The organism is Streptomyces jeddahensis (assembly GCF_001642995.1).
GTDB classification, from domain to species: Bacteria; Actinomycetota; Actinomycetes; order Streptomycetales; family Streptomycetaceae; genus Streptomyces; species Streptomyces jeddahensis.
Genome location: NZ_LOHS01000069.1, coordinates 1 through 25,257 on the forward strand (window position 1 = coordinate 1; position 25,257 = coordinate 25,257).

At 70.4% G+C, this 25,257-nt stretch carries 20 protein-coding genes; 3 read left to right on the top strand and 17 right to left on the bottom strand.

All coding sequences use genetic code 11. The features are described from left to right. Positions 1-288: 288 nt before the first annotated feature. The 11 genes from STSP_RS11825 to STSP_RS11875 all read right to left on the bottom strand — a co-directional run bounded on the left by STSP_RS11825 (position 289) and on the right by STSP_RS11875 (position 11,990). Positions 289-1,260 (bottom strand): AAA family ATPase, encoded by a 972-nt coding sequence (locus tag STSP_RS11825; RefSeq protein WP_078067104.1) that lies wholly within the window; start codon positions 1,258-1,260, stop codon positions 289-291. Between the two features lie 497 nt (positions 1,261-1,757). After that, positions 1,758-2,852 (bottom strand): 3-dehydroquinate synthase, encoded by a 1,095-nt coding sequence (gene aroB / locus STSP_RS11830; protein WP_067275800.1) that lies wholly within the window; start codon positions 2,850-2,852, stop codon positions 1,758-1,760. Next, positions 2,849-3,331 carry a shikimate kinase gene (locus STSP_RS11835; protein WP_232789607.1) on the bottom strand — a complete coding sequence of 161 codons (483 nt, stop codon included), beginning with the start codon at positions 3,329-3,331 and terminating at the stop codon, positions 2,849-2,851. Before STSP_RS11835 ends, aroB begins: the two co-directional genes overlap by 4 nt. 41 nt (positions 3,332-3,372) lie before the next feature. Further along, positions 3,373-4,557 (bottom strand): chorismate synthase, encoded by a 1,185-nt coding sequence (aroC, locus tag STSP_RS11840; protein WP_067275803.1) that lies wholly within the window; start codon positions 4,555-4,557, stop codon positions 3,373-3,375. Between the two features lie 241 nt (positions 4,558-4,798). Next, the gene (locus STSP_RS11845; RefSeq protein ID WP_198547323.1) at positions 4,799-5,254 is read right to left on the bottom strand and encodes an acetyltransferase; all 456 of its coding nucleotides are present in this window, start codon (positions 5,252-5,254) and stop codon (positions 4,799-4,801) included. 141 nt (positions 5,255-5,395) lie between these two features. Beyond that, positions 5,396-6,262, bottom strand: coding sequence for a shikimate dehydrogenase (locus tag STSP_RS11850; RefSeq protein WP_067275806.1), 867 nt, complete (start codon positions 6,260-6,262; stop codon positions 5,396-5,398). After that, entirely contained in the window at positions 6,243-7,922 is a 1,680-nt protein-coding gene (gene mltG, locus STSP_RS11855) for an endolytic transglycosylase MltG (protein ID WP_078067101.1), read from the bottom strand. Before mltG ends, STSP_RS11850 begins: the two co-directional genes overlap by 20 nt. 124 nt (positions 7,923-8,046) lie before the next feature. After that, positions 8,047-8,511: a Holliday junction resolvase RuvX gene (gene ruvX / locus STSP_RS11860; RefSeq protein ID WP_067275811.1), complete on the bottom strand. Its 465-nt coding sequence runs from the start codon at positions 8,509-8,511 to the stop codon at positions 8,047-8,049. An 8-nt stretch (positions 8,512-8,519) separates the two neighbouring features. Continuing rightward, the gene (alaS, locus tag STSP_RS11865; RefSeq protein WP_067275813.1) at positions 8,520-11,189 is read right to left on the bottom strand and encodes an alanine--tRNA ligase; all 2,670 of its coding nucleotides are present in this window, start codon (positions 11,187-11,189) and stop codon (positions 8,520-8,522) included. After that, on the bottom strand, positions 11,189-11,527 hold the full coding sequence (locus tag STSP_RS11870) for a DUF6167 family protein (protein WP_067275815.1): 339 nt from the start codon (positions 11,525-11,527) through the stop codon (positions 11,189-11,191). The genes alaS and STSP_RS11870 overlap by 1 nt, the downstream gene beginning before the upstream one ends. A 7-nt stretch (positions 11,528-11,534) precedes the next feature. Continuing rightward, positions 11,535-11,990, bottom strand: coding sequence for a DUF948 domain-containing protein (locus STSP_RS11875; protein WP_067275818.1), 456 nt, complete (start codon positions 11,988-11,990; stop codon positions 11,535-11,537). A 181-nt stretch (positions 11,991-12,171) separates the two neighbouring features. Between STSP_RS11875 and STSP_RS11880 the strand changes: the two genes are divergently transcribed. Further along, positions 12,172-14,379: an ATP-binding protein gene (locus STSP_RS11880; protein WP_107441269.1), complete on the top strand. Its 2,208-nt coding sequence runs from the start codon at positions 12,172-12,174 to the stop codon at positions 14,377-14,379. Between the two features lie 35 nt (positions 14,380-14,414). On the opposite strand, the gene rpsD is transcribed toward STSP_RS11880, so the two are convergent. From rpsD to STSP_RS11905, 5 genes are all read right to left on the bottom strand, one after another. Continuing rightward, on the bottom strand, positions 14,415-15,029 hold the full coding sequence (rpsD, locus tag STSP_RS11885) for a 30S ribosomal protein S4 (RefSeq protein ID WP_067275820.1): 615 nt from the start codon (positions 15,027-15,029) through the stop codon (positions 14,415-14,417). Positions 15,030-15,413: 384 nt separating this feature from the next. Then, a complete protein-coding gene (locus STSP_RS11890; RefSeq protein WP_067275822.1) occupies positions 15,414-16,814 on the bottom strand; it encodes a replication-associated recombination protein A in 1,401 nt (466 codons plus the stop codon). Between the two features lie 81 nt (positions 16,815-16,895). Further along, entirely contained in the window at positions 16,896-17,561 is a 666-nt protein-coding gene (locus tag STSP_RS11895; protein ID WP_067275823.1) for a vitamin K epoxide reductase family protein, read from the bottom strand. 290 nt (positions 17,562-17,851) lie between these two features. Further along, positions 17,852-19,114, bottom strand: coding sequence for a histidine--tRNA ligase (hisS, locus tag STSP_RS11900; protein WP_067275825.1), 1,263 nt, complete (start codon positions 19,112-19,114; stop codon positions 17,852-17,854). A 13-nt stretch (positions 19,115-19,127) separates the two neighbouring features. After that, on the bottom strand, positions 19,128-19,841 hold the full coding sequence (locus STSP_RS11905; RefSeq protein ID WP_067275827.1) for an MBL fold metallo-hydrolase: 714 nt from the start codon (positions 19,839-19,841) through the stop codon (positions 19,128-19,130). A gap of 243 nt (positions 19,842-20,084) precedes the next feature. On the opposite strand from STSP_RS11905, the gene STSP_RS11910 reads away from it, so the two are divergent. Both STSP_RS11910 and STSP_RS11915 read left to right on the top strand, forming a co-directional pair. After that, on the top strand, positions 20,085-20,921 hold the full coding sequence (locus STSP_RS11910) for a peptidylprolyl isomerase (RefSeq protein WP_067275829.1): 837 nt from the start codon (positions 20,085-20,087) through the stop codon (positions 20,919-20,921). Between the two features lie 135 nt (positions 20,922-21,056). Then, positions 21,057-22,286: a DUF349 domain-containing protein gene (locus tag STSP_RS11915; RefSeq protein ID WP_067275832.1), complete on the top strand. Its 1,230-nt coding sequence runs from the start codon at positions 21,057-21,059 to the stop codon at positions 22,284-22,286. Positions 22,287-22,534: 248 nt separating this feature from the next. Here the strand turns inward: STSP_RS11915 and STSP_RS11920 are convergent, their stop codons facing one another. Further along, positions 22,535-25,171 carry a RelA/SpoT family protein gene (locus STSP_RS11920; RefSeq protein ID WP_067275834.1) on the bottom strand — a complete coding sequence of 879 codons (2,637 nt, stop codon included), beginning with the start codon at positions 25,169-25,171 and terminating at the stop codon, positions 22,535-22,537. Positions 25,172-25,257: the final 86 nt, after the last annotated feature.

Consider the following 25,257-nt stretch of genomic DNA (forward strand, 5'->3'; position numbering starts at 1 on the left):
GGTCGGGGCCGCGCCGGGATGTACGTCCTCGGTCTGGCGCCTAGCCGTACGTCGTCGGGCGAGCCCGGATTTTGCGCCAGCCGCTGCGGGCGCACATCCCGCCACGTCCCCTTACGCCGCATCGCGCCTGCGGGCATACCGTTGTGGGCGGCGCACGCCCTCACCGTTGTGGGCAATCGTTCCGCAGGGCTGGGGGCACCTCCCAGCGGTAGCTGGGGGAGGGTGGGCACAACCCACGACGTACGGTGCCGTTCATCGTGGTCCAGCCCCCCCCGGTAGGGGAGGGGTTCACCAAGCCGGCGGGCTCGCTATAGAGCGGGCGAGGACGTCGTCCAGTACGCGGGCCGTCGCCGGGACGTCGAGATGGGAGTTGTCGATGATCGGCAGGCCCGAGCCGTACCACCCGGCCATCCGGCCGTGGATGCGGGCGACCTCCTCATCGGTGAGGCGCCGGTTGCCGCTGCGCTCGGCGTTGCGCTCCAGGACGACGTCCAGGCCCGGCAGCAGTACCACCGGGAGCAGCCCGGGACCGACGTGCCGCTTCCAGCCGCCGAGGCCGACGACCGGCCGGTCGGGGAAGACGGCGTCGTCGAGGATGCACGAGATGCCGTTGGCGAGGAAGTTGCGTGCGGCGAAGCCGCAGGTGCGGCGGGCCAGGCGGTACTGGGCTTCGGAGTTGTCGTTCCAGCCGGACTGGGGGTTCGCGAAGCCGGAGCGGACCCATTCGCGTACGTCGTCGAGGCTGATGTGCGCGGTGGGGACGCGGCGCTGGTCCGCCCAGTAGCGGGCGACGCTCGTCTTGCCCGCGCCGGCGGGGCCGATGAGCAGCACGGCGAGCGTGGTGGAGGTGGGGTCGGCGGCGCCCCGGGCGGGCGGCGCGCTCGGCATGGCCACGGGTCCGCCGGGCGGCAGCTGGACATGCCCCGTGGTGTCCGCGGTGGGGGGCATCGGGGTGTGGTGCGGGGGCACATGGTGGGGCGGCGCGGCTGCGTGCGGTTGGCGTTGGCCCCGGGCCTGCGGCATCGCGGCCCCCTGCGGGTGCGCGGCCGTGCCCTGGGGGATGGGGGCGTGCGGCGCGGCTGGCCCGGTCGGCGGCGGGGTCGGGCCCTGAGACCCGTGAGCCCCCGGCGAGGATGGCGACGGCGTGGCCGGAAGGCCCGGGGATCCGGGCCCGTGCGCCGGGCTGGGCGTGTTCGGGTGCGGGGCGGCAGGGCCCTGGGAGCCGGATGCGTGGGTCGCGACAGGGCTGGTCGCGCGCACGGCAGGCGCGGAAGGCGAGCCCGGGGCTTGCGGCGGCTGCTGGGGAGGTGAAACCTGCGGCGGTGGTGATGCCTGCGGCTGCAGGCCCTGCTGGAGCTGAGAGCCCGGCGGCCCGTCCGGGTCCTGCACCGGCTGGGCATGCGGCGGCTGCTGGGCCGCCGGACCGTTCGGCGGGGCGGCGAAGCCCTGCGCGGTGGCCGGTGGGCCCGCGGGGACGGGGTCCGCAGCCGACGGCTCCGGCTGCTGTGTCGCCGGCGGCCGACTGTCGGCGGGTCCCTGCCCCGGCCGGTAGGGCGGCGGCAGCGGAGCCCCCACTGCATGCTGCATCCGGTGCCACTCCGTCTCGTACAGGCAACTGGTGCGGGGCGAGCGGGGTTTGCGGGCCCACTCGCTACCGAACGGTACCTTCCCCGGCCGTCGTTGTGTGAACGGCCGGGGACGCCGCGGAGTGCCCAGGCGCACTACGCGGGGAGGCACCAGGCGGGCAACCCGCCTGCTCAGCCCGCGACTTCGCCGTACGCGGCGAGCAGCACCGCCGGGTCGGGCCCCTCCAGAACGGTGGGCTTGGCGAGGCCGTCGAGGACGATGAAGCGCAGCACGTTCCCACGCGACTTCTTGTCGACCTTCATCGTCTCGAGGAGCTTGGGCCACTGGTCGTAGCGGTAGTTGAGCGGCAGCCCCACCGATTCCAGGATGGTGCGGTGCCGGTCGGCGGTGGCGTCGTCCAACCTGCCTGCCAGCCGCCCGAGTTCGGCGGCGAAGTGCATGCCGACGGAGACGGCCGCGCCGTGCCGCCACTTGTAGCGCTCGTTCTTCTCGATGGCGTGCGCCAGCGTGTGCCCGTAGTTGAGGATCTCCCGCAGCCCCGACTCCTTGAGGTCGCCGGAGACCACCTCGGCCTTGACCTTGATGGAGCGTTCGATGAGCTCGGCGGTGTGCGGACCGGAGGGGGTGCGGGCGGCCTGCGGGTCCTCCTCGATGAGGTCGAGGATCACCGGGTCGGCGATGAAACCGGCCTTGATGATCTCGGCGAGGCCGGACACATAGTCGTTGACCGGGAGCGAGTCGAGCGCCGCCAGGTCGCACAGCACGCCCGCGGGCGGGTGGAACGCGCCGACGAGGTTCTTGCCTTCGGCGGTGTTGATGCCGGTCTTGCCGCCGACCGCCGCGTCGACCATGCCGAGCACGGTCGTCGGTACGGCGATCCAGCGCACCCCGCGCAGCCAGGTCGCGGCCACGAACCCGGCGAGGTCCGTGGTCGCGCCGCCGCCCACACCGACGATGACGTCGGTGCGCGTGAACCCGGACTGCCCGAGTGCCTTCCAGCAGTACGCGGCGACCTCGGCGGTCTTGGCCTCCTCGGCGTTCGGCACCTGGATGGCGACGGCCTCGTAGCCCTGCTCGGCCAGGTCGGCGCGGAGCGCCTCGCCGGTCTCGGCGAGCGCCTCGGGGTGGATGACCGCGACGCGCTGCGCCTTCTTACCGACGAGTCCGGCCAGTTCGCCGAGGAGCTGCCGCCCGACGAGCACCTCGTACGGCTCGGTGCCCGCCGTGCCGCCGACCTGGATACGCGTCACTGCCTGCTCCGTCATGCTTCCTTCAGCTCCAGTGCGTCGAGGACCGCTTGGGCGACCTCTTCGGGGGTACGGCCGTCGGTGGGCACGACGGCGTCGGCGACTTCGGTGTACAGATGGCGGCGGGCCTCCATCAGCTCGCGCCACTGGCGGCGCGGGTTGACGGCGAGCAGCGGGCGCGCGGCGTTCAGGCCGGTGCGCTTGACGGCCTCCTCGACGTCCATCGACAGGTACACGACGCGGTGCGGTGCGAGCAGCGCACGCGTGTCGGCGTCGAGGATCGCGCCCCCGCCGAGTGCGAGCACACCGTCGTGTTCGGCGATCGCCGCATGCACCGCACGCTTCTCGATCGCGCGGAAGTGCTGCTCGCCCTCGTCCACGAAGATGTCGGCGATCGACCTGCCCTCGGCGGCCACGATGTCGTCGTCGGTGTCCCGGTAGCCGCAGCCCAGCCGCTCGGCCAGCAACTGGCCGACGGTGGACTTGCCGACCCCCATGGGGCCGACCAGGACGATGACCGGCCGCCCGTTCACGTCGCTCACCGGATCTTCAGGTTCTCGAGGTACGAGGTGACGTTGCGGCGGGTCTCGGCCACGCTGTCGCCGCCGAACTTCTCCGCCACCGCGTCCGCCAGGACCAGCGCGACCATCGCCTCGGCCACGATGCCGGCGGCCGGGACGGCACACACGTCCGAGCGCTGGTGATGCGCCTTGGTGGCCTCACCGGTGACCACGTCCACGGTGGCGAGCGCCCGCGGCACGGTGGCGATCGGCTTCATCGCGGCGCGGACGCGCAGCAGCTCGCCCGTGGAGAGGCCGCCCTCGGTGCCGCCGGAGCGGCCCGACGCGCGCTTGATGCCGTCCTCGGTGGCCACGATCTCGTCGTGCGCCTTGGAACCCGGCACCCGCGCCAGCTCGAAGCCGTCGCCGACCTCGACGCCCTTGATCGCCTGGATGCCCATGAGCGCCGCGGCGAGCCGCGCGTCCAGCCGCCGGTCCCAGTGCACGTGCGAGCCGAGGCCCACCGGCACGCCGTACGCCAGGACCTCCACCACACCGCCGAGGGTGTCGCCGTCCTTGTGGGCCTGGTCGATCTCGGCAACCATCGCCTTCGACGCGTCCGCGTCCAGGCAGCGCACCGGGTCAGCGTCCAGCTTCTCGACGTCCGAGGGCTTGGGGTACACGCCGTAGGGGGCCTTGGCGCTGGCCAGCTCCACGACGTGCGAGACGATCTCGATGCCGGCGGTCTCCTTCAGGTACGACCGGGCGACCGCGCCCAGCGCGACCCGGGCCGCCGTCTCGCGGGCGGAGGCGCGCTCCAGGATCGGCCGGGCCTCGTCGAAGCCGTACTTCTGCATGCCCGCGAGGTCCGCGTGGCCGGGCCGCGGGCGGGTCAGGGGCGCGTTACGGGCGAGCTCGGCGAGCTCGGCCGGGTCCACGGGATCGGCCGCCATGACCTGCTCCCACTTGGGCCACTCGGTGTTGCCGACCATGATCGCGACCGGAGAGCCGAGGGTGAGCCCGTGGCGGACACCGCCGAGGAAGGTGACCTCGTCGCGCTCGAACTTCATGCGGGCGCCGCGCCCATAGCCGAGGCGCCGCCGGGCCAGGTGGTCCGCCACCATCTCCGTGGTGATCGGCACGCCGGCGGGAAGTCCCTCCAGCGTCGCGACGAGTGCGGGTCCGTGGGACTCCCCCGCGGTCAGCCAGCGCAACCTGCTCAACGGTGCTCCTCATGCTCGCGCCCTGGTACTGCGTACTGCCTTTGCGTACGCGCGTCCTCGCGTACGGCGGCGGCGCGACCGGGTGCGCGGCCCTGGCCCGCCACCCCCGATCCTCCCACGTCCCGGCCCCGGACCCGGCTGCCGGTCCAGCTATCGGACGCTTACCGTGTCAGGTCGCCGGTCGCCGGCTGAGTAGCGCCTCCCGGCTACCGGACACGGCAGCCGGGAGCCCACCGACGCGTCAGCCGCAGTGGCCGAAATCGCTCGTGTAGCTGTCCCAGTAAACCCCGCTGTAGGTGTACTCGATGCCACCTGTGTACTTCACGCACTTGTTGGGCGCGTACGCGTAGACGGGTCCGGCGTAGTAGCTGTAATCCCCCTTATCCCGCTTCCAGGTTCCGCCTGCCACGAGAATTCCAGCCTCAGTCGTGGCTCCGAGACCGACATATCCATTGATATGCATGGTCACAACGCAGTTGTAGCCGCTGGAAGCGTTGTAGAGGAGAGACACTCGCGCCGCAGGCTTGCCCGTGCTCCTGTCAACACCGAGTGTCCTGGACTCCAGCACGGAGTAGCCAGAGCCGCACACCGCCTCGGGAGTCGACGCGGCCGCGGCTGCCGGTGTCGCCCCGGCCAGCCCGACAAAGCCCGCTATTCCGAGGGCAGCTCCGACCGAAAGAAGGCGCCTTCGTATCACTTTTTCTCCTTCGTGATCACTACGAGGCGCCGCACATTACCGTTCCTTCGCGTCAAGATCACGCGGAATAGAGAATTCCGAATTACCGAACGCCATGGGCAACACCAAGCGGGTGTCCTCGCACTTTCACTCGGGAAGAATTCACTGCGCCCTATCGGCCCGGACGGTCACGCGCGCGAGGCCCCGTTCGCCCGCGGCCCGCATCGCCGCGAGCGGCGCCGGCGCATGCCCGGTCATCTGCTCGACCTGGAGCACCGCCTGGTGCACCAGCAGGTCGAGGCCGCTGACGACCGCTCCCCCGTATGCCGACCAGCGGGCCGCGAGGTTGGTGGGCCACGGCTCGTACAGCACGTCGAAGAGCGTCGCCGGGCGCTCGGGGACGGCGGCCGCGAGGGCGTCCGTGGTGCCCGCCGGGGTCGTGGCGATCACCAGCGGGGCGCGCAGGGCCTGTGCTGCGTCGGCCCAGTCCACTGTGCGGACCTGCACGTCCAGGCGTTCTCCCCACTGCTGCATCTCGGCCGCGCGCGCCTCGCTGCGGACGTAGACGACGACCTCGCCCTCGCAGATCCGCGACAGCGCGGCCAGCGCGGACGAGGCGGTGGCGCCCGCGCCGAGGATCGCCGCAGACTCGACACGGTCGATCCCGTGCTCGCGGAGGGCCTCGACCATGCCCGGGATATCGGTGTTGTCGCCGAGGCGCCGGCCGTCCTCGGTGAACACCACCGTGTTCACCGCCTCGACCGAGGCCGCGGTGTCACTGATCTCGTCGAGCAGCGGAATCACCGCGCGCTTGAGCGGCATCGTCAGCGACAGCCCGGCCCACTCCGGCCCCAGCTTCTCGATGAACCCGGGCAGCGCCGCCTCGTCCACCTCGAACCGGTCGTACGTCCAGTCACGCAGACCCAGTGCCTCGTACGCCGCGCGGTGCAGCACCGGGGAGAGGGAGTGGGCGATCGGCGAGCCGAGGACAGCCGCGCGCCGGGCCTGCTCACTGCTTCGTGCTGGCATCGAACTTTTCCTTCAACTTCAGGAATTCGGCGTGCGTCTTGGCGAACTCGGTCTTGCTCATGCCATCGGTGGCGACGAAATACAGCCAGCCGTCGTCCGTCGGGTTCAGCGCCGCCTCCAGCGCATCCTCGCCCGGGTTGTCGATCGGCCCCGGCGGGAGACCCTTCTGGGTGTACGTGTTGTACGGGTCCTGATTGCTGTTGATCTCGGACTCGCTGATGTGAATGTTGCTCTCGCCCTTCAGGTAATTGAAGGTCGAGTCGAACTGGAGCAGCTGGTACGTCTCCGTGTTGGTCGGCTTCAGGCGGTTGTAGACGACCTCGGCCATCTTCCGGTAGTCATCGTGCGTCTTCCCCTCGGCCTGGACCAGGCTCGCCACCGTCAGGACCTGCAGCGGGTTCTTGAGGTTCAGGTCGTCGGCCTTCTCCTTGAGGCCGAGTTCCTCGTACTTCTCGGTGGCCTGCTGGACCATGGCCTTCAGCACGAACTCGGGCTTCATGCCCTTGGCGACCGGATACGCGGACGGGTAGAGGAATCCCTCGAGGGGATCCTTGATGTCCTTGTTGTTGTTCGCCCAGTCCGGAAGTCCCAGGCTCTTCCATTCCTTCTTGGCGACGCCCGCCGTGGTGCCCTTCCTGAGTTCCAGCCGTTTGTCGATCTCCGCGTAGACCCAGGAATTCCGCCGGCCTTCGGGAATGATCAGGTTGTTGCGGCTCTTCGGGTTCAGCATGAGTTCGACCGCGGCCGCCGCCGACATCTTGGCGTTGAGCGTGTAAACGCCCGCCTGGATGGTGTTGCCGTCAGGATTCTCGGTCTGGGCCGCCACAAATGCGTCGACGCTCTTGACGATGCCTGCTCGCTTCAGCACCTGACCGATCTCGTAGCCGCCGGCGCCCTTGGGGATCTCGACGGTCACCTTCTCGCTGGTCCCGTTACCCGCGTAGTCCGGGGCCGGGCCGAAACGGTCCTGGTAGAACTGGTAGCCGAAGTAACCGACGCCGCCGATACCGCCGCCGAAGACCAGCACCACGAGCAGGCACGCACAGCCGCTGCGGCGCTTCTTCGTCCCGCTGCCGCGGCCGCGCCGGTCGCCTCGTCCCCTGCGGCCGGACCCCTCGTCGTCCCGGTCGTCGTCATCGTCGCCGCCCGCGAAGAAGGCGTGCTCGCCCTGGTCCGGGCCCGGGTCCCAGTCGGTCTCGGGTTCGGGCGCGGGGCGTCGCCGGGCGGGCGGCTCGGGCGGCGGGTACGCGTCGGACGTGCGGTAGTAGTCCTGCTGTTCACCGCCGTACGCCCCGCCCTGACCGCCGTACGGGTCGACCGCGTCGGCACCGTACGGCATGGGGGCGTGCTGGCCCGTGTCCCAGCCACCGTCGTACTGCTGTCCGTCGTAGCCGCCGGTCTGCTGCCCGCCGTACCCGCCCTGCTGCTGGGGGTCATAACCGGGCGACTGCTGCTGCGGCTGGCCGTAGGCAGGCTGCTGACCGGTGCCCCATTCGCCGTACTGCTGGGATTGCTGCGGCTGCTGCGGATAATGCCCCGGCTGGCCGCCGTAGGGGGACTGGCCGGCGCCTGCCTGCTGCCCTCCCCATCCGCCGTCCCCGTACAACGGGTCCTCCGGATGCCACGGTTCGGAGCCTGCGCCCCGGCCATACTCAGTCATCGATCCCCTAGAGCCGCGAGGCGACGGCTGCTCGGCGCTTGTGGCACGGCTCCCGTCCCGCCTCTCTGCTGTGCGGCAGCTGTTCGAGCGCTGACGCATCGCGCGGAACGTTACCGTATCGCTATCAGATCACCACTTCGACGCCCTCGCCCGGGGCTTGGCCTGACGCCCGTTCGGTCTCCAGTGCGTTCTGGAGGATGATGACCGCCGCCGCCTGGTCGATGACAGAGCGACCCTTTTTGGACTTCACGCCTGAGGCCCGAAGGCCCTGACTGGCCGTCACTGTGGTCATCCTCTCATCGACGAGTCTGACCGGGACGGGCGCGATCCCGCGGGCCAGATCCTGGGCGAAGCCCCGGATCTTGGCCGCGGCCGGGCCTTCGCCCCCGTGGAGGGAGCGGGGCAGGCCCACGACGACCTCGATCGGCTCGTACTCCTCGACGAGCTGGCGCAGCCGCCGGTGGGCGGCCGGGACGTCGCGTCCCGGCACGGTCTCCACCGGCGTCGCAAGGATCCCGTCGGGGTCGCACGAGGCGACCCCGATGCGGGCGTCCCCGACGTCGATCGCGAGACGACGGCCGCGGCGCATAGCCGTCGTCACGCCGTCTCGGCGACGAGGCGTTCGACTGCGGCGACGGCCTCGCCGATGGCGGCCGGGTTCTGGCCGCCGCCCTGGGCGACGTCCGGCTTGCCGCCGCCACCGCCGCCGAGGGTCTTGGCGGCCGTACGGACCAGCTCGCCGGCCTTGAGGCCGCGCTCGCGGGCGGCCTCGTTGGTGGCGATGACCGTCAGCGGCTTGCCGTTCACCGTGGTGAACAGGGCCACGACGGCCGGACGGTCGCCCTGGATGCGGCCGCGCACATCGAGGACCAGCTTGCGCAGGTCGTCGGCGGTGGTGCCGTCCGGGACCTGGCCGGTCACCAGAGCGACACCGCGGACGTCCTGGGCGCCCTGGGCGAGACCGGCGGCGGCCTGGAGGACCTTCTCCGCGCGGAACTTCTCGATCTCCTTCTCGGCGTCCTTCAGCTTGCCGAGCATGGCGGCGATCTTCTCGGGGAGCTCCTCGGGGCGGCCCTTGACCAGCTCCTGGAGCTGGGCGACGACCGTGTGCTCGCGGGCGAGGAAGTTGTAGGCGTCCACGCCGACGAGAGCCTCGATACGGCGTACGCCCGAGCCGATCGACGACTCGCCGAGCAGCTTCACCAGACCCAGCTGGGCGGTGTTGTGGACGTGCGTACCGCCGCACAGCTCCTTGGAGAAGTCGCCGATGGTCACGACGCGCACGCGCTCGCCGTACTTCTCGCCGAACTCGGCGATGGCACCCTGCTTCTTGGCCTCGTCGATACTCATGACCTCGGCCTGGACGTCCAGGTCGCGGGCGAGCACCTCGTTGATCTTCTGCTCGACGTCGGTCATCACGGCCGTGGGTACGGCGGAGGGGGAGCCGAAGTCGAAGCGGAAGCGGCCGGGCTGGTTCTCGGAACCGGCCTGGGCGGCCGTCGGGCCGAGGGCGTCGCGCAGCGCCTGGTGGGTCAGGTGCGTGGCGGAGTGGGCGCGGGCGATGGCCTTGCGGCGGCGGGCGTCGATGGTGGCGTGGGCCGTGGCGCCGACGGTCACCTCGCCGACCTGGACGACGCCCTTGTGGACGTACACGCCCGGGACGGGCTTCTGGCAGTCGCGGACCTCGATGACGGCACCGGTGTCGATCTTGATGCGGCCGGTGTCGCCGATCTGGCCGCCGCCCTCGGCGTAGAACGGTGTGCGGTCGAGGACGATCTCGACCTCGTCGCCCTCGGTGGCGGCGGGCGAGGAGACGCCGTCGACGAGGATGCCGACGACCCTGGACTCGCCCTCGGTGTCGCTGTAGCCGATGAAGTCGGTCTCGCCGGAGGCGTCGGCGATCTCGCGGTAGGCGCCGAGGTCGGCGTGGCCGGTCTTCTTGGCCTGGGCGTCGGCCTTGGCGCGCTCCCGCTGCTCCTTCATCAGACGGCGGAAGCCGTCCTCGTCCACGCTCAGGCCCTGCTCGGCGGCCATCTCGAGGGTGAGGTCGATCGGGAAGCCCCAGGTGTCGTGGAGCAGGAACGCCTTGTCGCCGGGGAGCACGGCGGAGCCGGCGGCCTTGGCCTCGGTCACGGCGGTGTCGAGGACGTTGGTGCCGGCCTTCAGCGTCTTGAGGAAGCGCTCCTCCTCGGCCAGTGCGACGCTCTCGATGCGCTTGCGGTCCTGGACGAGCTCCGGGTACTGCTGGCCCATCGTGTTGATGACGACGTCGATGAGATCGCCGACGACCGGGCCGGTGGCGCCGAGCAGGCGCATGTTACGGATGGCGCGGCGCATGATGCGGCGCAGGACGTAGCCGCGGCCCTCGTTGCCGGGGGTGACGCCGTCGCCGATGAGCATGACGGACGTACGGATGTGGTCGGTGACGACGCGCAGCGAGACGTCGCTGGTGTGGGCCTCGCCGTAGCGGACGCCGGTGAGCTCGGTGGCCTTGTCGATCACGACACGCGAGGTGTCGATCTCGTACATGTTCTGGACGCCCTGCAGGATCATGGCGAGGCGCTCAAGGCCGAGACCCGTGTCGATGTTCTTGCTGGGCAGGTCGCCGAGGATCTCGAAGTCCTCCTTGGAGGTGCCCTCGCCGCGCTCGTACTGCATGAAGACCAGGTTCCAGATCTCCACGTACCGCTCGTCGTTGACGGCGGGGCCGCCCTCGACGCCGAACTCGGGGCCGCGGTCGTAGTTGATCTCGGAGCACGGGCCGCACGGGCCGGGGACGCCCATGGACCAGAAGTTGTCCTTCTTGCCCAGGCGCTGGATGCGCTCGGCGGGGACGCCGATCTGGTCGCGCCAGATCGCCTCGGCCTCGTCGTCGTCCTGGTAAACGGTGATCCAGAGTTTCTCCGGCTCCAGGCCGTAACCGCCCTTGTCCTGGGGCGCGGTGAGCAGCTCCCAGGCGAGCTTGATGGCGCCTTCCTTGAAGTAGTCGCCGAAGGAGAAGTTGCCGCACATCTGGAAGAACGTGCCGTGCCGGGTGGTCTTGCCGACCTCTTCGATGTCCGGCGTGCGCACGCACTTCTGCACGCTGGTGGCGCGCGGGGCGGGCGGGGCGACCTCGCCGAGGAAGTACGGCTTGAAGGGGACCATGCCCGCGTTGACGAGCAGCAGGGTCGGGTCGTCCGCGATCAGCGACGCCGACGGCACGACGGTGTGCCCACGCTCTTCGAAGAAGCGCAACCAGCGGCGGCGGATTTCAGCCGACTCCATCAGTGGTCCTCATTCCGGTTGTACGAGTACGCCGGCCTGTCGGCGTACTTCGGGTTGTTGCTGTTTTCGATGGCGGCGAGGCGCCGCGGGGCCGGGAGTCCGGCGTCGGTCTCGGCGTTCAGCCCGAGGGCCTCGTCGAGTTCGGCCTCCCGCTGGGCCATGCCGTCACGGACGTCGAGGGCGAAGTCCTTGAGCTTGTGGCCCGCCTCGATCGCCTTGTTCGCGGCCTGCGCGGCGAGGCTCTCGGGGGTCAGCTGCTTCAGCTTGCGGTTGACCTTGGTGGTGGCCCACACGCCGGCGGCCGCGCCTGCGGTGAACCAGAACGTACGGCGGAACATCGCTGCGTCAGTCCTTCTTCCGCTTCGCCCGCTTTGCAGCGCGCGCGGACGGGACGGTGCGGCCCACGATCACGGTACGCCGGGAGCGCTCGGCGGTCATCTGCGTATCGGCGGGGGCCGTCCTGCGGCCGATGGCCCGCCGCACGCCGTAGCCGAACGCCGCGACCTTGACCAGGGGGCCGCCGAAGGTGGACGCGACGGTCGTGGAGAGCGCCGACGCGTTCGACGTGACTTCCTGGACGTCCGACGCGATGGCGTCGACCCGGTCGATCTGGGTCTGTGCGGAGCGCACGGCCGCGGAGGCGTCGGCCAGCAGCGGGACGGCCTGCTCGGTCACATCCGCCACGAGCTTGGTGGTCGCTCTGAGCGTCTGGGCCAGCCTCGCCAGCGCCACGGCGAGGAAGGAGACCAGGATCGCCCAGAAGACGGCCACCAGGATCCCGGCAACCTCTCCACCGGACACTGTGCACCGCTCTCTGTTCGTCGTGCGTGAACATCCAAAAGTCGTCCCCCGAGCCTATCGCGCCGGTGGTGCCGCTCCGCACCGCATTACCGCCTGAGGCCCGGCCGCACCCGGTCCCGGGATGCGGGAGTTGCGTGAAGCGATTGTACGGATAGCACATGCGTGAGTACGCTGCGTCCGCATGCGGCACTTAGAGCGCTTTGGCCCCGGTCCGGGCGACTCCGACCCAAGATCATCCAGATCCGGCAATCTCACCGTCGAACTCAGCAGTTTCGTCGGCCGCGCGGCCGAACTCGAGGAGCTGAGGGGCGTGCTGGAGGCGGAGCGGCTGGTCACCGTGACCGGGGTCGGGGGGGTCGGCAAGTCGCGGCTCGCGGCGCGGGCCGCGTCCCTTGCCGGGCCGCGCGACGGCGTGTGGATGGTGGAGCTTGCCTCGCTGCAGGAGGCGGAGCTCGTCGAGTACGCGGTCGCGGAGGCTCTGGAGCTGACGGACCACACGTCCCGGCCACCGCGCCAGGTGCTCTTCGAGCATCTCGCCGAGCGCCGGCTCCTGCTCGTGCTGGACGGGTTCGAGCACCTCGTCGACGCGAGCGGTTCGCTGGTGCGGGACCTGCTGGGCCGGGCGCCCGGTCTGCGGGTGCTGGCCGTGGGGCGCAGGCCGCTGGGGATCGAGGGCGAACGGCTGTTTCCTCTCTGCCCGATGGCGGTCGAGGAGGCCGCCGAGCTGTTCGCGGACCGTGCCGCGACCATTCTGCCGGACTTCACCCTCGATGCCGGCAGCCTCCCCGACGTCCTGGAGGTGTGCCGGCGCCTGGACGGGATTCCGCTCGCCGTCGAGCTCGCGGCGGGCAGGCTGCGGGCGCTGTCTCTGGCGCAGCTGCTGTCCCGGCTCGACGACCGGTTCGGACTGCTGACCGGCGACGGCAGCGGTGCTCTGCCGCGCCACCAGACCATGCGTACCGCCATCGGCTGGAGCCATGAGCTGTGCACGCCGGACGAGCGGCTGCTGTGGGCGCGGCTCTCGGTGTTCTCGGGGCACTTCGATCTCGAGGCGGCCGAGTACGTCTGCGGTGGCCACGGGCTGCCGGAGGAAGCGGTGCTCGACGTACTGGGGAGGCTGCTCGCGCAGTCCCTGGTGGCCCGCGAGGAGACCCCGGCCGGAGTGCGCTACCGGATGCTGGACACGGTCAGGGCGTACGGCGCCGACTGGCTGGAGGCGATGGGCGACGGCCCCCGGCTGCGGCGCCGGCACCGCGACTGGTACATGGGCCTGGCCACCTGGTGCGAGCTCGACTGGTTCTCGCCGCGGCAGCCGGAGGTCGCGGCGCGCGTCGAGGCGGATCTGCCGAACCTGCGGATCGCGCTGGACCACTGCCTGTCGGAGCCGGGCGAGGCGCATGTGGGCCAGCATCTGGCGAGCACTCTGTGGTTCTGCTGGGTGGGCTGCGGACGGCTGGCCGAGGGCCGGCACTGGCTGGAGCGGAGCCTGGAGCTGGGCGCCGGCCACATGGAGTCGCGGCTGAAAGCCCTGTGGGTGCTCGCCTATGTGGCGATCCTGCAGGGCGACATGGCGTCGGCCCTGGCCGCGCTGCACGAATGCCGGGAAGGGGCCGAGCGTCATGCGACGGCGGCCGCCTGTGCGATGCACCGGACCGGCTGTCTGGCGCTGGTGACGGACGACATGCCGCGCGCGGAGCAGCTGCTGCGCGAGGCCCTCGACCGGTACCACGAGATCGGCGAGCTCAACAGCTATGTACTGATGTGCCAGGTCGAGCTGGCGATGGCGATGGCCTTCCAGGGGAATCTGCCGGGCGCCGTCGAGCTCTGCGAGGACGTGCGGCTGGTGTGCGAGGACCACGGCGAGCGCTGGACCCGGGCGTACGCACTGTTCGTCCTCGCGTACGCGGCCTGGGCGGACGGCCGTCTGGACCGGGCGCGGGAGCTGTTGGAGCAGTCGCTCGCCATCCACTACGGCTTCCAGGATCTGCTGGGCACGGTGCTGACGATCGAGTTGCTCGCGCTGGTCACGGTGGCGGAGGGGGATCCCGTCGAGGCCGCTGTGCTGCAGGGCGTGGCGGGCCGGATCTGGCCTTCGGTCGGGCTGCCGCTGTTCGGCTCGAGTCACTTCAACGCGCCACACCAGCTGTGCGAGGAGCTGGTGCGCGAGCAGCTCGGGGACACGCGGTACGAGGAGTTCCGGGGCGCCGGAGGACGGCTCGGTACGGATGCCGCGGTGGCCCGTGTGCTGAGCGGGCACCGCGCCGACCCGCGGGGGCTGCTGCCGCACCAGCGTGAGCCGATGCCGGACGCCGAGACGTCAGACGGCGCCCCGGACATGCGAAAGCCCGCCGCTTCCCCCACCCAGCAGGGCGGGGATGCGGCGGGCTGAATCGCGGTGTCTACGACCGGATCAGGCGGGGCTGATCAGCGGGCGTAGTACTCGACGACGAGCTGCTCGTCGCAGATCACCGGGATCTCCTTGCGGTTCGGCTCCCGGTCCAGGCGGAACGCCAGGGCCTTCAGGTTGACCTGCAGGTAGCGCGGGGTCTCACCGTCGGGGGCGTAGCCGCCCTCACGGGCGACCTGGAAGGGGTGCTTCTCGCGGGAGCGCTCGCGGACCATCACGACGTCGTCGGGGCGGACGCGGAAGGACGGCTTGTCGACCTTCTTGCCGTTGACCTCGATGTGGCCGTGGACGACCATCTGGCGGGCCTGGTAGATGGTGCGGGCGATGCCGGAGCGGAGCACCAGGGCGTCGAGACGGCGCTCGAGCTCGATGATCAGGGCCTCGCCGGTCTTGCCCTGGACCTTGCTGGCGCGCTCGTAGGCGCGGACCAGCTGACGCTCGGAAACGTCGTACTGCGCGCGCAGACGCTGCTTCTCGAGCAGACGGACCTTGTAGTCCGAGTTCTGCTTGCGGCCACGGCCGTGCTCACCCGGCGGGTAGGGGCGGGCCTCGAAGTACTTGACGGCCTTCGGGGTCAGCGCGATACCGAGTGCACGCGACTTCTTGACCTTGGGACGGGACTGGTTCGCCACGAACCAAACCTCTCTATCTATGTGAATCGGCTTCACCAGGGTTAGGGGAGGTCGCATCCGCAGCCGGGGAAACCCTTCGGGGCCTGCCGCGATCGTGGTGATCGCGGCGGTCTCGGCGGGCAGCCGCTCCCTGGTCTGGGCACATACGTGCAGCACGCGAGTGGCCCACCGACCGCCGTATCACCGGGGTGGTGGGCTGCCCGCGACACCGTTCGACGGTGCGCGACGCTCCTGGAACTCCCGCCCGGGGGCATTGGGGGCTCCGGCTGCATGTCCCGCTCTGGTGGTGCCGAACCCCATTGCTGAGGTACCGGACACGGGACGCAGCGCTTCTGCGAAGTCTACTAGGTCGCGGGGAGTGCTGCGGACAGCCGTCCCTGCCGCTCAGCCGTCCGCTCCCCCGGCCTCCTTGGCCGCATCGGGGACTGAGCGGGGCGGGTCGCCCCTGAGGCGCTCGCGGACGCGCTCGACCACGTCCGCGTACCGTGCCTCCGCGCCGTACCGCGTGGGTCTGTAGTACTGCTTGCCGTCGATGGCGTCCGGAGCGTACTGCTGGTGGGCGATGCCGCCCGGCACATCGTGCGGGTACACATAGCCCTGCGCGTGGCCGAGCTTGGCCGCGCCCTTGTAGTGGCCGTCGCGCAGGTGCGGCGGGACGGGGCCTGCGAGGCCCTTGCGTACGTCCTCCAGGGCGGCGCCTATCGCAAGCGTCGCCGCGTTCGACTTGGGGGCGAGGGCGAGCGCGATGGTCGCATGGCTCAAGGTCAGCGCGGCCTCAGGGAAGCCGATCATGGCGACGGCCTGGGCGGCGGCGACCGCCGTCGGCAGGGCGGTCGGGTCGGCGAGGCCGATGTCCTCGCTGGCGGAGATCATCAGGCGGCGCGCGATGAACCGGGGGTCCTCCCCCGCCTCGATCATCCGCGCCAAGTAGTGCAGCGCCGCGTCGACGTCCGAGCCGCGGATGGACTTGATCAGGGCGCTCGCCACGTCGTAGTGCTGGTCGCCGTCCTTGTCGTATCTCACGGCCGCGCGGTCGACCGAGTCCTCGAGGGTCTGGAGCGTGATCTCGCTCTCGCCCTTGGCGAGGGCGGACCCGGCGCCCGCCTCCAGGGCGGTGAGCGCTCGCCGCGCGTCACCGCCGGCGATGCGCAGCAGATGCGCCTCGGAGTCCTCGGGAAGGCTCACGGCTTCGCCGAGACCGCGCTCGTCGGCCAGCGCGCGGCGCAGCAGGCCCCGGATGTCGTCGTCCGTGAGCGGTTCGAGCGTGAGGAGCAGGGAGCGCGACAGCAGCGGGGAGATCACCGAGAAGTACGGGTTCTCGGTGGTCGCCGCGATCAGGGTCACCCAGCGGTTCTCCACGGCGGGCAGCAGCGAGTCCTGCTGGGCCTTGCTGAAGCGGTGGATCTCGTCGAGGAAGAGGACGGTCTCCTTGCCGAAGCCGCCCGTGGCGCGACGGGCGCCGTCGATGACCGCACGCACCTCCTTCACTCCCGCGGTGATCGCGGAGAGTTCGACGAAGCGCTTGTTCGTGGCCTTGGAGACGACATACGCGAGGGTCGTCTTGCCGGTGCCGGGCGGGCCCCAGAGGATCACCGAGGAGGGGCCGGCCGGGCCTCCTCCGCCCTCGCCGACGAGCCGGCGCAGGGGCGAGCCGGGCTTGAGCAGATGCTGCTGCCCCACGACTTCGTCGAGCGTGCGCGGACGCATCCGGACGGCCAGGGGGCTGCTCGCCGGGTCCTTCTCCTGGCGCGCTTCTGCGGCGGCGGTGAACAGGTCGGGCTCCACGGACTGAACCCTATGTCACCCCACTGACAGTCCCTCCGTGCCCTTGCGGCGCAAGGACACGGAGGGTTCGCCGTACGCGAATCAGCTGGTCCAGAAGTCCCACCAGCGGGTCAGGATCAGCATCCCGATGATCCCGATGTGCAGCACCGGCAGGACCCAGGTGAACTCGTCGAAGAAGCCGCGCAGCCATCCCGGTGCGGGCAGCAGGCCGTTGCGGATGTTGAACGACGTCACGTACCAGAACATGACGATCGTGGCGACCCAGGCGAGGCAGCACCACAGGCACAGCGCGTTGATGTTGTACAGCGACTGGTACTGCAGCCAGGTGCAGAAGCCGACGCCGAAGAGCGTCCCGGCGTTGAAGGTCAGCCAGTACCAGCGGGGGAAGCGGGCCCGGCCCAGCAGGCTCATGCCGACGCAGATCACGATGCCGTACGCGACGAGGCCCAGCATCGGGTTGGGGAACCCGAAGGCCGCGGCCTGCTTGCTCTCCATCACGTTGCCGCAGGACACGACGGGGTTCAGGCTGCAGCCCGGCGTGAAGGTCTTGCCCTCGACCTTGGCCTCGAGCAGCTTGAACTTGTCGATGGTGATGACCCAGGCGGCCAGCAGTCCCGCCGCACCCGTGATCACCAGCAGCAGCGCGAACGCGCGGCTCCCGCCGACCGTCCGTGGGCCCTCGGGCCGGTCCTGGCCGGCGGCATCGGAGGAGGAGACGCCGTCCCTTGCTGTCATCGTCTTGCTCATCACGCCGTTCCATCGCTCGAGTGATGCCTGCGGGCACCGGTCATTGTGCCGCACGCGCGCGTGCATCCACCGTTCGGTGGACACATTCGAGAACGACCGAGGGGCCCGGAACGTTCGCCTGGGCGGCTGACTCCCGGTCGTGACATCTAAGACGGCGCCAGCGGCGGCCCGGTTCCGGATGATTTATGGCGTTCCGCACAATTTTTTGCAGCAGGGCAAGCGCGACGGCGGCCGGGAGGCGTCCTGCCCCGGCCGCCGTCACGTCAAGCGGTCTTACTGTCGGCGTCGCGTCAGCCCAGTCGCGAGGTCAGCTTCTCGACGAGCGCGTCGAGAGCCACCGGTTCCTGCTCGCCGGACTCCATGTCCTTGAGCTGCACGACACCCTCGGCGAGATCGCGTTCACCGGCCACCACCGCGTACCGCGCGCCGCTGCGGTTGGCCGCCTTCATGGCGCCCTTGAGCCCCCGCCCGCCGTAGGCGAAGTCCGTCGCGATGCCCGCCGTGCGCAGCTCCGTGACCTTGGAGAACAGCACCCGCCGCGCCTGCTCGCCGAGCGGCACCGCGTACACGCTGGTGCCGGCCGGGATGTCGAGCTCGATGCCCTCCGCCTGCAGCGCCAGCACGGTGCGGTCCACGCCGAGCGCCCAGCCGACCGACGGCAGCGACGGACCGCCGATCATCTCGGACAGGCCGTCGTAACGGCCGCCGCCGCCCACGGCGGACTGCGAGCCGAGGCCGTCGTGCACGAACTCGAACGTGGTGCGGGTGTAGTAGTCCAGGCCGCGGACCAGCTTCGGGTCGTCCTCGAACGCGACGCCCGCGGCCGTGATCAGGTCGCGGACCTCCGTGTGGTACGCCTTGCAGGCGTCGCACAGGTAGTCGCCGAGGAGCGGCGCACCCACGAGCTGCTTCTGCACCTCGTCGCGCTTGTCGTCGAGGACCCGCAGCGGGTTGATGTCGATGCGGCGCCGGGTGTCCTCGTCCAGGTCGAGGCCGCGCAGGAACTCCTGGAGCGCTGCGCGGTAGACGGGACGGCACTCCTTGTCGCCGAGGCTGTTCAGCAGGATGCGGAAGTTGCTGAGGCCCAGCGAGCGGTACGCCTGGTCGGCGAGGATGATCAGTTCCGCGTCGAGCGCGGGGTCCTCGGCGCCGATCGCCTCGGCTCCGACCTGAGAGAAGTGGCGGTAGCGGCCCTTCTGCGGGCGCTCGTAGCGGTAGTACGAGCCGGAGTACCAGAGCTTGACCGGCAGGTTGCCCGCCTTGTGGAGGTTCGCCTCCAGAGCTGCGCGCAGCACGGACGCGGTGCCCTCGGGGCGCAGCGCCAGCTCGTCGCCGCCCTTGGTCGTGAAGGCGTACATCTCCTTGGTGACGATGTCGGTGGACTCGCCGACACCGCGGGCGAACAGCTCGACGTTCTCGAAGCCGGGCGTCTCGATGTAGCCGTAGCCGGAGTTCTTCAGGGGCGCGGCGATGGCCTCGCGCACGGCGAGGTAGGTCGCGCTGTCCGGCGGGATCAGGTCGTACGTGCCCTTGGGGGCCTTGAAGGTGCTCACTGAAGAAGTCTCGTCACATTCCTCGTCGGGGTGCCGCCTCGGGGGTGGCACCCTGGCCGGCGGCCACCTGCCGCAGATACGGGTTGGTGGCGCGCTCCTGGCCGATGGTGGTCTGGGGGCCGTGGCCGGAGAGCACCACGGTCGAGTCCTCGAGCGGCAGGCACACGCGGGCCAGCGACGCGAGCATCTCGTCCATGGAGCCACCGGGCAGGTCGGTGCGTCCGATGGAGCCGGCGAAGAGCAGATCGCCCGAGAAGAAGACCGACGGGATCTCGGCGGTCTCGGGCATCCGGAAGGTCACCGACCCCTTGGTATGGCCGGGCGCGTGCGCGACGGAGAACTCCAGGCCCGCCAGCTTGAGCTCCGCGCCGTCGGAGAGCTCCCGCACGTCGTCGGGCTCTCCCACGGTCAGCTCGCCCAGGAGCGGCATCCCGATGGAACGGCCGAGCGCCTTCTCGGGATCGCTCATCATGAACCGGTCGCCGGGGTGGATCCAGGCCGGTACGTCATGCGCTCCGCAGACCGGGACGACCGAGGCGACATGGTCGATATGGCCGTGGGTGAGGATGACCGCCACGGGCTTGAGCCGATGCTTCTTCAGTGCGTCCTCGACCCCCTGGGTGGCCTGGTGGCCCGGGTCGATGATCACGCACTCCTCGCCTGCGGCGGGGGCGACCAGGTAGCAGTTGGTGCCCCAGGCTCCGGCGGGAAACCCGGCAATGAGCACGATCGTCCTTCGTTCATCTCGTCCGGCGGGAGGGCCGCCGCACCCTCCCGTACCGCTCCGGTGGATGATCCGGAACTCTCCGGCGGGGGATGCAGCAGATCAGAGCCTACCGGCGCTGCCGATTCCACAGCGAACCCATATACGGTACGGGACACAACGCAAGGCCATTGACTCATGACGCGTGCGCCCACAGGGCGCAGGCGCCCCACCCGACGTATTGAGACGCACGAGGAGAGAACACCGGTGGTCAGCCAGGAACAGCGGCGGCGGCAGCTCGCCCGGGAGAAGTTCTTGCGGCAGCAGGAACGACGCAGGTCCGCACGGCGCAAGGCCCGCACGCGTAACGCGGTGATCGCATCGGTGCTCGGCGTGATCCTGGTGGGCAGCGTCGTGTCGTACGCGACCGGGGTGTTCAAGAACGACGACTCGAAGGAGACGGCGGCCGCCGAGGCGACCCCCAGCGCCTCCCCGAGCAAGGCCCCGGACCCGTGCGAGAAGGCCGCCGCGGGCAAGGTGAAGTCGCTGAGCTACAAGAAGGAGCCGGCGATGACCATCGACACGTCGGCCAAGTACACGATGAAGCTGCAGACGACCTGCGGTGACATCGACATCGACCTCAAGGCCGCCGCGGCCCCGCACACGGTCAACTCCTTCAACTTCCTGGTGAACAAGGGCTACTTGGACCACACCAAGTGCCACCGGCTCACCACGATGGGCATCTACGTGCTCCAGTGCGGCGACCCGCAGGGCACCGGCATGGGCGGCCCCGGCTACACGATCCCGGACGAGAACCTGAAGGACAAAAGCCTGAAGGGCAACGTGTACCCGGCGGGCACGGTCGCGATGGCCAACCAGTACAACGCCTCGACGAAGCAGGGCCGCGACACCGGCGGCAGCCAGTTCTTCCTCGTCTACCAGGACAGTCAGCTGCCGCCCGACTACACACCGTTCGGGACGATTTCCGAATCCGGAATGAAGGTGCTGAAGAAGATCGCCGCGGCCGGCGAGAGCACCGGGCAGGGCGACGGCGCTCCGAACGCAACAGTCGTGATCAACAAGGCGACTGTGACCAAATCCTGAGGCCGGAGTGGTTAATTTCGGTCGCGCGGGATGCGGACAGCCGCCCCGCCGGTCGCCTATGTTGGCCGTGACGAAACTGTGGACGATGCCCGGGGGCCGCGGAGCCCGCCGCGAGCATCATGTGGAGGAGGCGCTGTGAGCAGCGACCCGTGGGGCCGCGTCGACGAGACGGGGACCGTGTACGTGCGTACGGCCGACGGCGAGAAGGTCGTCGGTTCTTGGCAGGCCGGCTCCCCCGACGAGGCCCTGGCCTATTTCAAGCGCAAGTACGAGGGCCTGGTTGTCGAGATCGGCCTCCTCGAGCGTCGGGTGAAGACCACCGACCTGTCCGCGAAGGACGCCCAGACCGCGATCGACCACCTGCGCGAGCAGGTGGACGCGCACCACGCGGTCGGCGATCTGGACGCGCTGCGGGCCCGGCTGGACAAGCTCGTCGAGGCGGTCGAAGCGCGCCGTGAGGAGCGCAAGGCGCAGAAGGCGAAGCAGTCCGACGAGGCCCGGCACGCCAAGGAGGCGCTGGTCGCCGAGGCCGAGGAGCTGGCGCAGAGCGAGCAGTGGCGGGCGGCCGGTGAGCGGCTGCGCGCCCTGGTGGACACCTGGAAGGGCCTGCCCCGGCTCGACCGGAAGTCCGACGACGAGCTGTGGCACCGCTTCTCGCACGCGCGCTCGGCGTTCTCCAAGCGGCGCAAGGCGCACTTCGCGGCGCTTGACGCGCAGCGCGAGGAGGCCCGCAAGACCAAGGAGAGGCTGGTCGCGGAGGCCGAGGCGCTGTCCGGGTCGACGGACTGGGGTCCGACGGCCGCGCGCTACCGCGACCTGATGACGGAGTGGAAGGCCGCGGGCCGCGCCCAGCGCGAGCACGAGGACGATCTGTGGAACCGCTTCCGCGGTGCCCAGGACGTCTTCTTCGCGGCCCGCAGCTCGGTCTTCGCCGAGCGGGACGCCGAGCAGGCCGAGAACCTCAAGCTCAAGGAGGAGCTGGCCGAGGAGGCCGAGAAGCTCCTGCCGGTGACGGATCTGAAGGCGGCCCGTGCGGCCTTCCGCTCCATCAACGAGCGCTGGGAGGCCATCGGCCATGTGCCGCGCGATGCCCGGGCGAGGGTCGAGGGCCGGATGCACGCGGTCGAGCGGGCCATCCAGGAGTCCGAGGAAGCCGAGTGGCGGCGGACGAACCCGGAGGCACGCGCGCGTGCCGAGGGGCTCACCGGCCAGCTCCAGGCGGCCGTGGACAAGCTGCGCGGGCAGATCGATGCGGCGCGCGCCGCGGGCAATGACGCCAAGGCCGACAAGCTCCAGAAGGAGCTCGACGGCCGTCAGGCGCTCCTCGACCAGGCGCTGAAGGGCCTGCAGGAGTTCGGCGGCTGAGCGCTCCAGCGCTCCGCTTGGAGTGCCGCGATGTGCCGTCGATCGTCTGCGGCGCCCTCGTGGCTGGTCGCGCCCGCGCGGCGGAGCCGCATATCGATACAGCCCCGCGCCCCTTTCAGGGGCGCTGCCGAACCGTAGCGGACTTCGCCCGACCTGCTTAGTCCCGCCTGATACGCGAAAGGGGCTCCCGTACACCTCGTACGGGAGCCCCTTTCGTATGCCCTGCTGCGCGGATGCGTGGACCCGCGTTACGGCCGGCGCGCCGACGTCACCCGGTACACGTCGTAGACGCCCTCCACTCCCCTGACCGCCTTCAGGACGTGTCCGAGGTGCTTGGGGTCGCCCATCTCGAAGGTGAAACGGGAGGTCGCGACGCGGTCGCGGGACGTCTGGACGGCCGCAGACAGGATGTTCACGTGCTGGTCGGACAGGACGCGCGTGACGTCCGAGAGCAGCCGCGAGCGGTCCAGCGCCTCGACCTGGATGGCCACCAGGAACACCGAGGACTGGGTGGGCGCCCACTCGACGTCGAGGATCCGCTCGGGTTCCCTGGACAGCGACTCGATGTTGACGCAGTCGCTGCGGTGAACCGATACGCCGCTGCCCCGCGTGACGAAGCCGATGATCGGGTCGCCGGGCACCGGCGTACAGCAGCGGGCCAGCTTGACCCACACGTCGTCGACGCCCTTGACCACGACGCCCGGGTCCGCGCTGGAGCGGCGCTTGCGGCCGCGCCCGCGGGTCGGGGGTGCGGTCTCGGCGATGTCCTCGGTGGCGGCCTCCTCGCCGCCGAGCGCCTGGACGAGCTTCTGCACGACGTTCTGCGCGGCCACATGGCCCTCGCCGATCGCCGCGTACAGGGACGAGATGTCCGGGTAGCGCATCTCGTGCGCGAGCGTGACCAGCGAGTCGCCGGTGAGGATGCGCTGGATCGGCAGGTTCTGCTTGCGCATGGCCCGCGCGATGGCGTCCTTGCCCTGCTCGATCGCCTCGTCGCGGCGCTCCTTGGAGAACCAGGCGCGGATCTTGTTCCTGGCCCGTGGCGACTTGACGAAGCCCAGCCAGTCGCGGGAGGGTCCGGCGCCGTCGGCCTTGGAGGTAAAGACCTCCACCAGGTCGCCGTTGTCCAGGGTCGATTCGAGCGGTACGAGGCGTCCGTTGACGCGGGCGCCGATGGTGCGGTGGCCCACCTCGGTGTGCACGGCGTACGCGAAGTCGACGGGCGTCGCGCCCGCGGGCAGCGCTATGACGTCGCCCTTCGGCGTGAAGACGAAGACCTCGTTGCGCGACAGGTCGAAGCGCAGGGACTCGAGGAACTCGCTCGGGTCCTCGGTTTCCTTCTGCCAGTCGAGCAGCTGGCGCAGCCACGCCATGTCGTTGATGTGGTCGTCCTTGCCGGCCTTCTTCGGTACGTCGGTGCGCACCTTGGAGGCGCCGGCGACGGCCTCCTGCTTGTACTTCCAGTGCGCCGCGATGCCGTACTCGGCGCGGCGGTGCATGTCGAACGTACGGATCTGCAGCTCGACCGGCTTGCCGTTGGGGCCGATGACCGTCGTGTGCAGCGACTGGTACATGTTGAACTTCGGCATCGCGATGTAGTCCTTGAACCGGCCGGGGACCGGGTTCCATCGCGCGTGCACCGTGCCGAGCGCCGCGTAGCAGTCGCGGACCGTGTCGACCAGGACACGGATGCCCACCAGGTCGTAGATCTCCGCGAAGTCACGGCCGCGGACGATCATCTTCTGGTAGACGCTGTAGTAGTGCTTCGGCCGGCCGGTGACCGTCGCCTTGATGCGGGCGGCGCGCAGGTCGGCCTGGACCTCGTCGGTCACGATGGCGAGGTACTCGTCGCGCTTGGGCGCGCGCTCTGCGACGAGACGGACGATCTCGTCGTACATCTTCGGGTAGAGGATCGCGAAGGCGAGGTCCTCGAGCTCCCACTTGATGGTGTTCATGCCCAGCCGGTGCGCCAGCGGGGCGTAGATCTCCAGGGTCTCGCGGGCCTTCTTCTCCTGCTTCTCGCGCTTGAGGTAGCGCATGGTGCGCATGTTGTGCAGGCGGTCGGCGAGCTTGATGACCAGGACGCGCGGGTCCTTGGCCATGGCGACGACCATCTTGCGCACGGTCTCCGCCTGCGCGGCCTCGCCGAACTTGACCTTGTCCAGCTTGGTGACGCCGTCGACGAGCAGGGCGACCTGGTCGCCGAAGTCGCGGCGGAGCTGGTCCAGGCCGTACTCGGTGTCCTCGACCGTGTCGTGCAGCAGGCCGGCCATCAGCGTCGCCGGATCCATGCCGAGCTCGGCGAGGATGGTCGTGACCGCGAGCGGGTGCGTGATGTACGGGTCGCCGCTCTTGCGCTTCTGGCCGCGGTGCCAGCGCTCGGCGACCTGGTAGGCGCGCTCGATCTGGCGGAGCGTCGACGTCTCGATCTTGGGGTCGTTGCTGCGGACTATGCGCAGCAGCGGCTCCAGGACCGGGTTGTACGGGTTGGAGCGCTGGACGCCGAGGCGGGCGAGACGGGCGCGTACGCGGTTGGAGGAGCCGGACCGCGCGGGCGGGCCGGCAGGCCGCGTCGCGGGCGGCGGAGTCGGCGCCGGGGCAGGGCGCTCGGCCGCGGGTTTGGGGCGTGGCTGTTCGAGTGGTGCCGGGGGGGTGGTGGGGCGCGCCTGTTCGGCCGCCCTGCCGTTCTGGGCGCCCCGCGGGTCCTGGGCGGCAGCGGGCCTCGCTTGCTCCGCCGACGCCCGGCCCTGCGCGGCGTCGGCGTCCTTCCGGGGCACGGCTGAGGCCGCCGTGGCCTGGCCCGGCTGCTTCTGGTCGGCCTTGGCGGCTGGGGATGCCCCCAGGCGTTCGGCGCTGGGGGAGAGTGGCTGGGCCTCGTCTGGCAAGAGGGCTCCTCGTGCGCGATCCGGGTCCCCCGGTCAGGCCCCGGAAGCCCATGGTATCGATCCCCGGCCTCCGGTTCGTCCTCGGC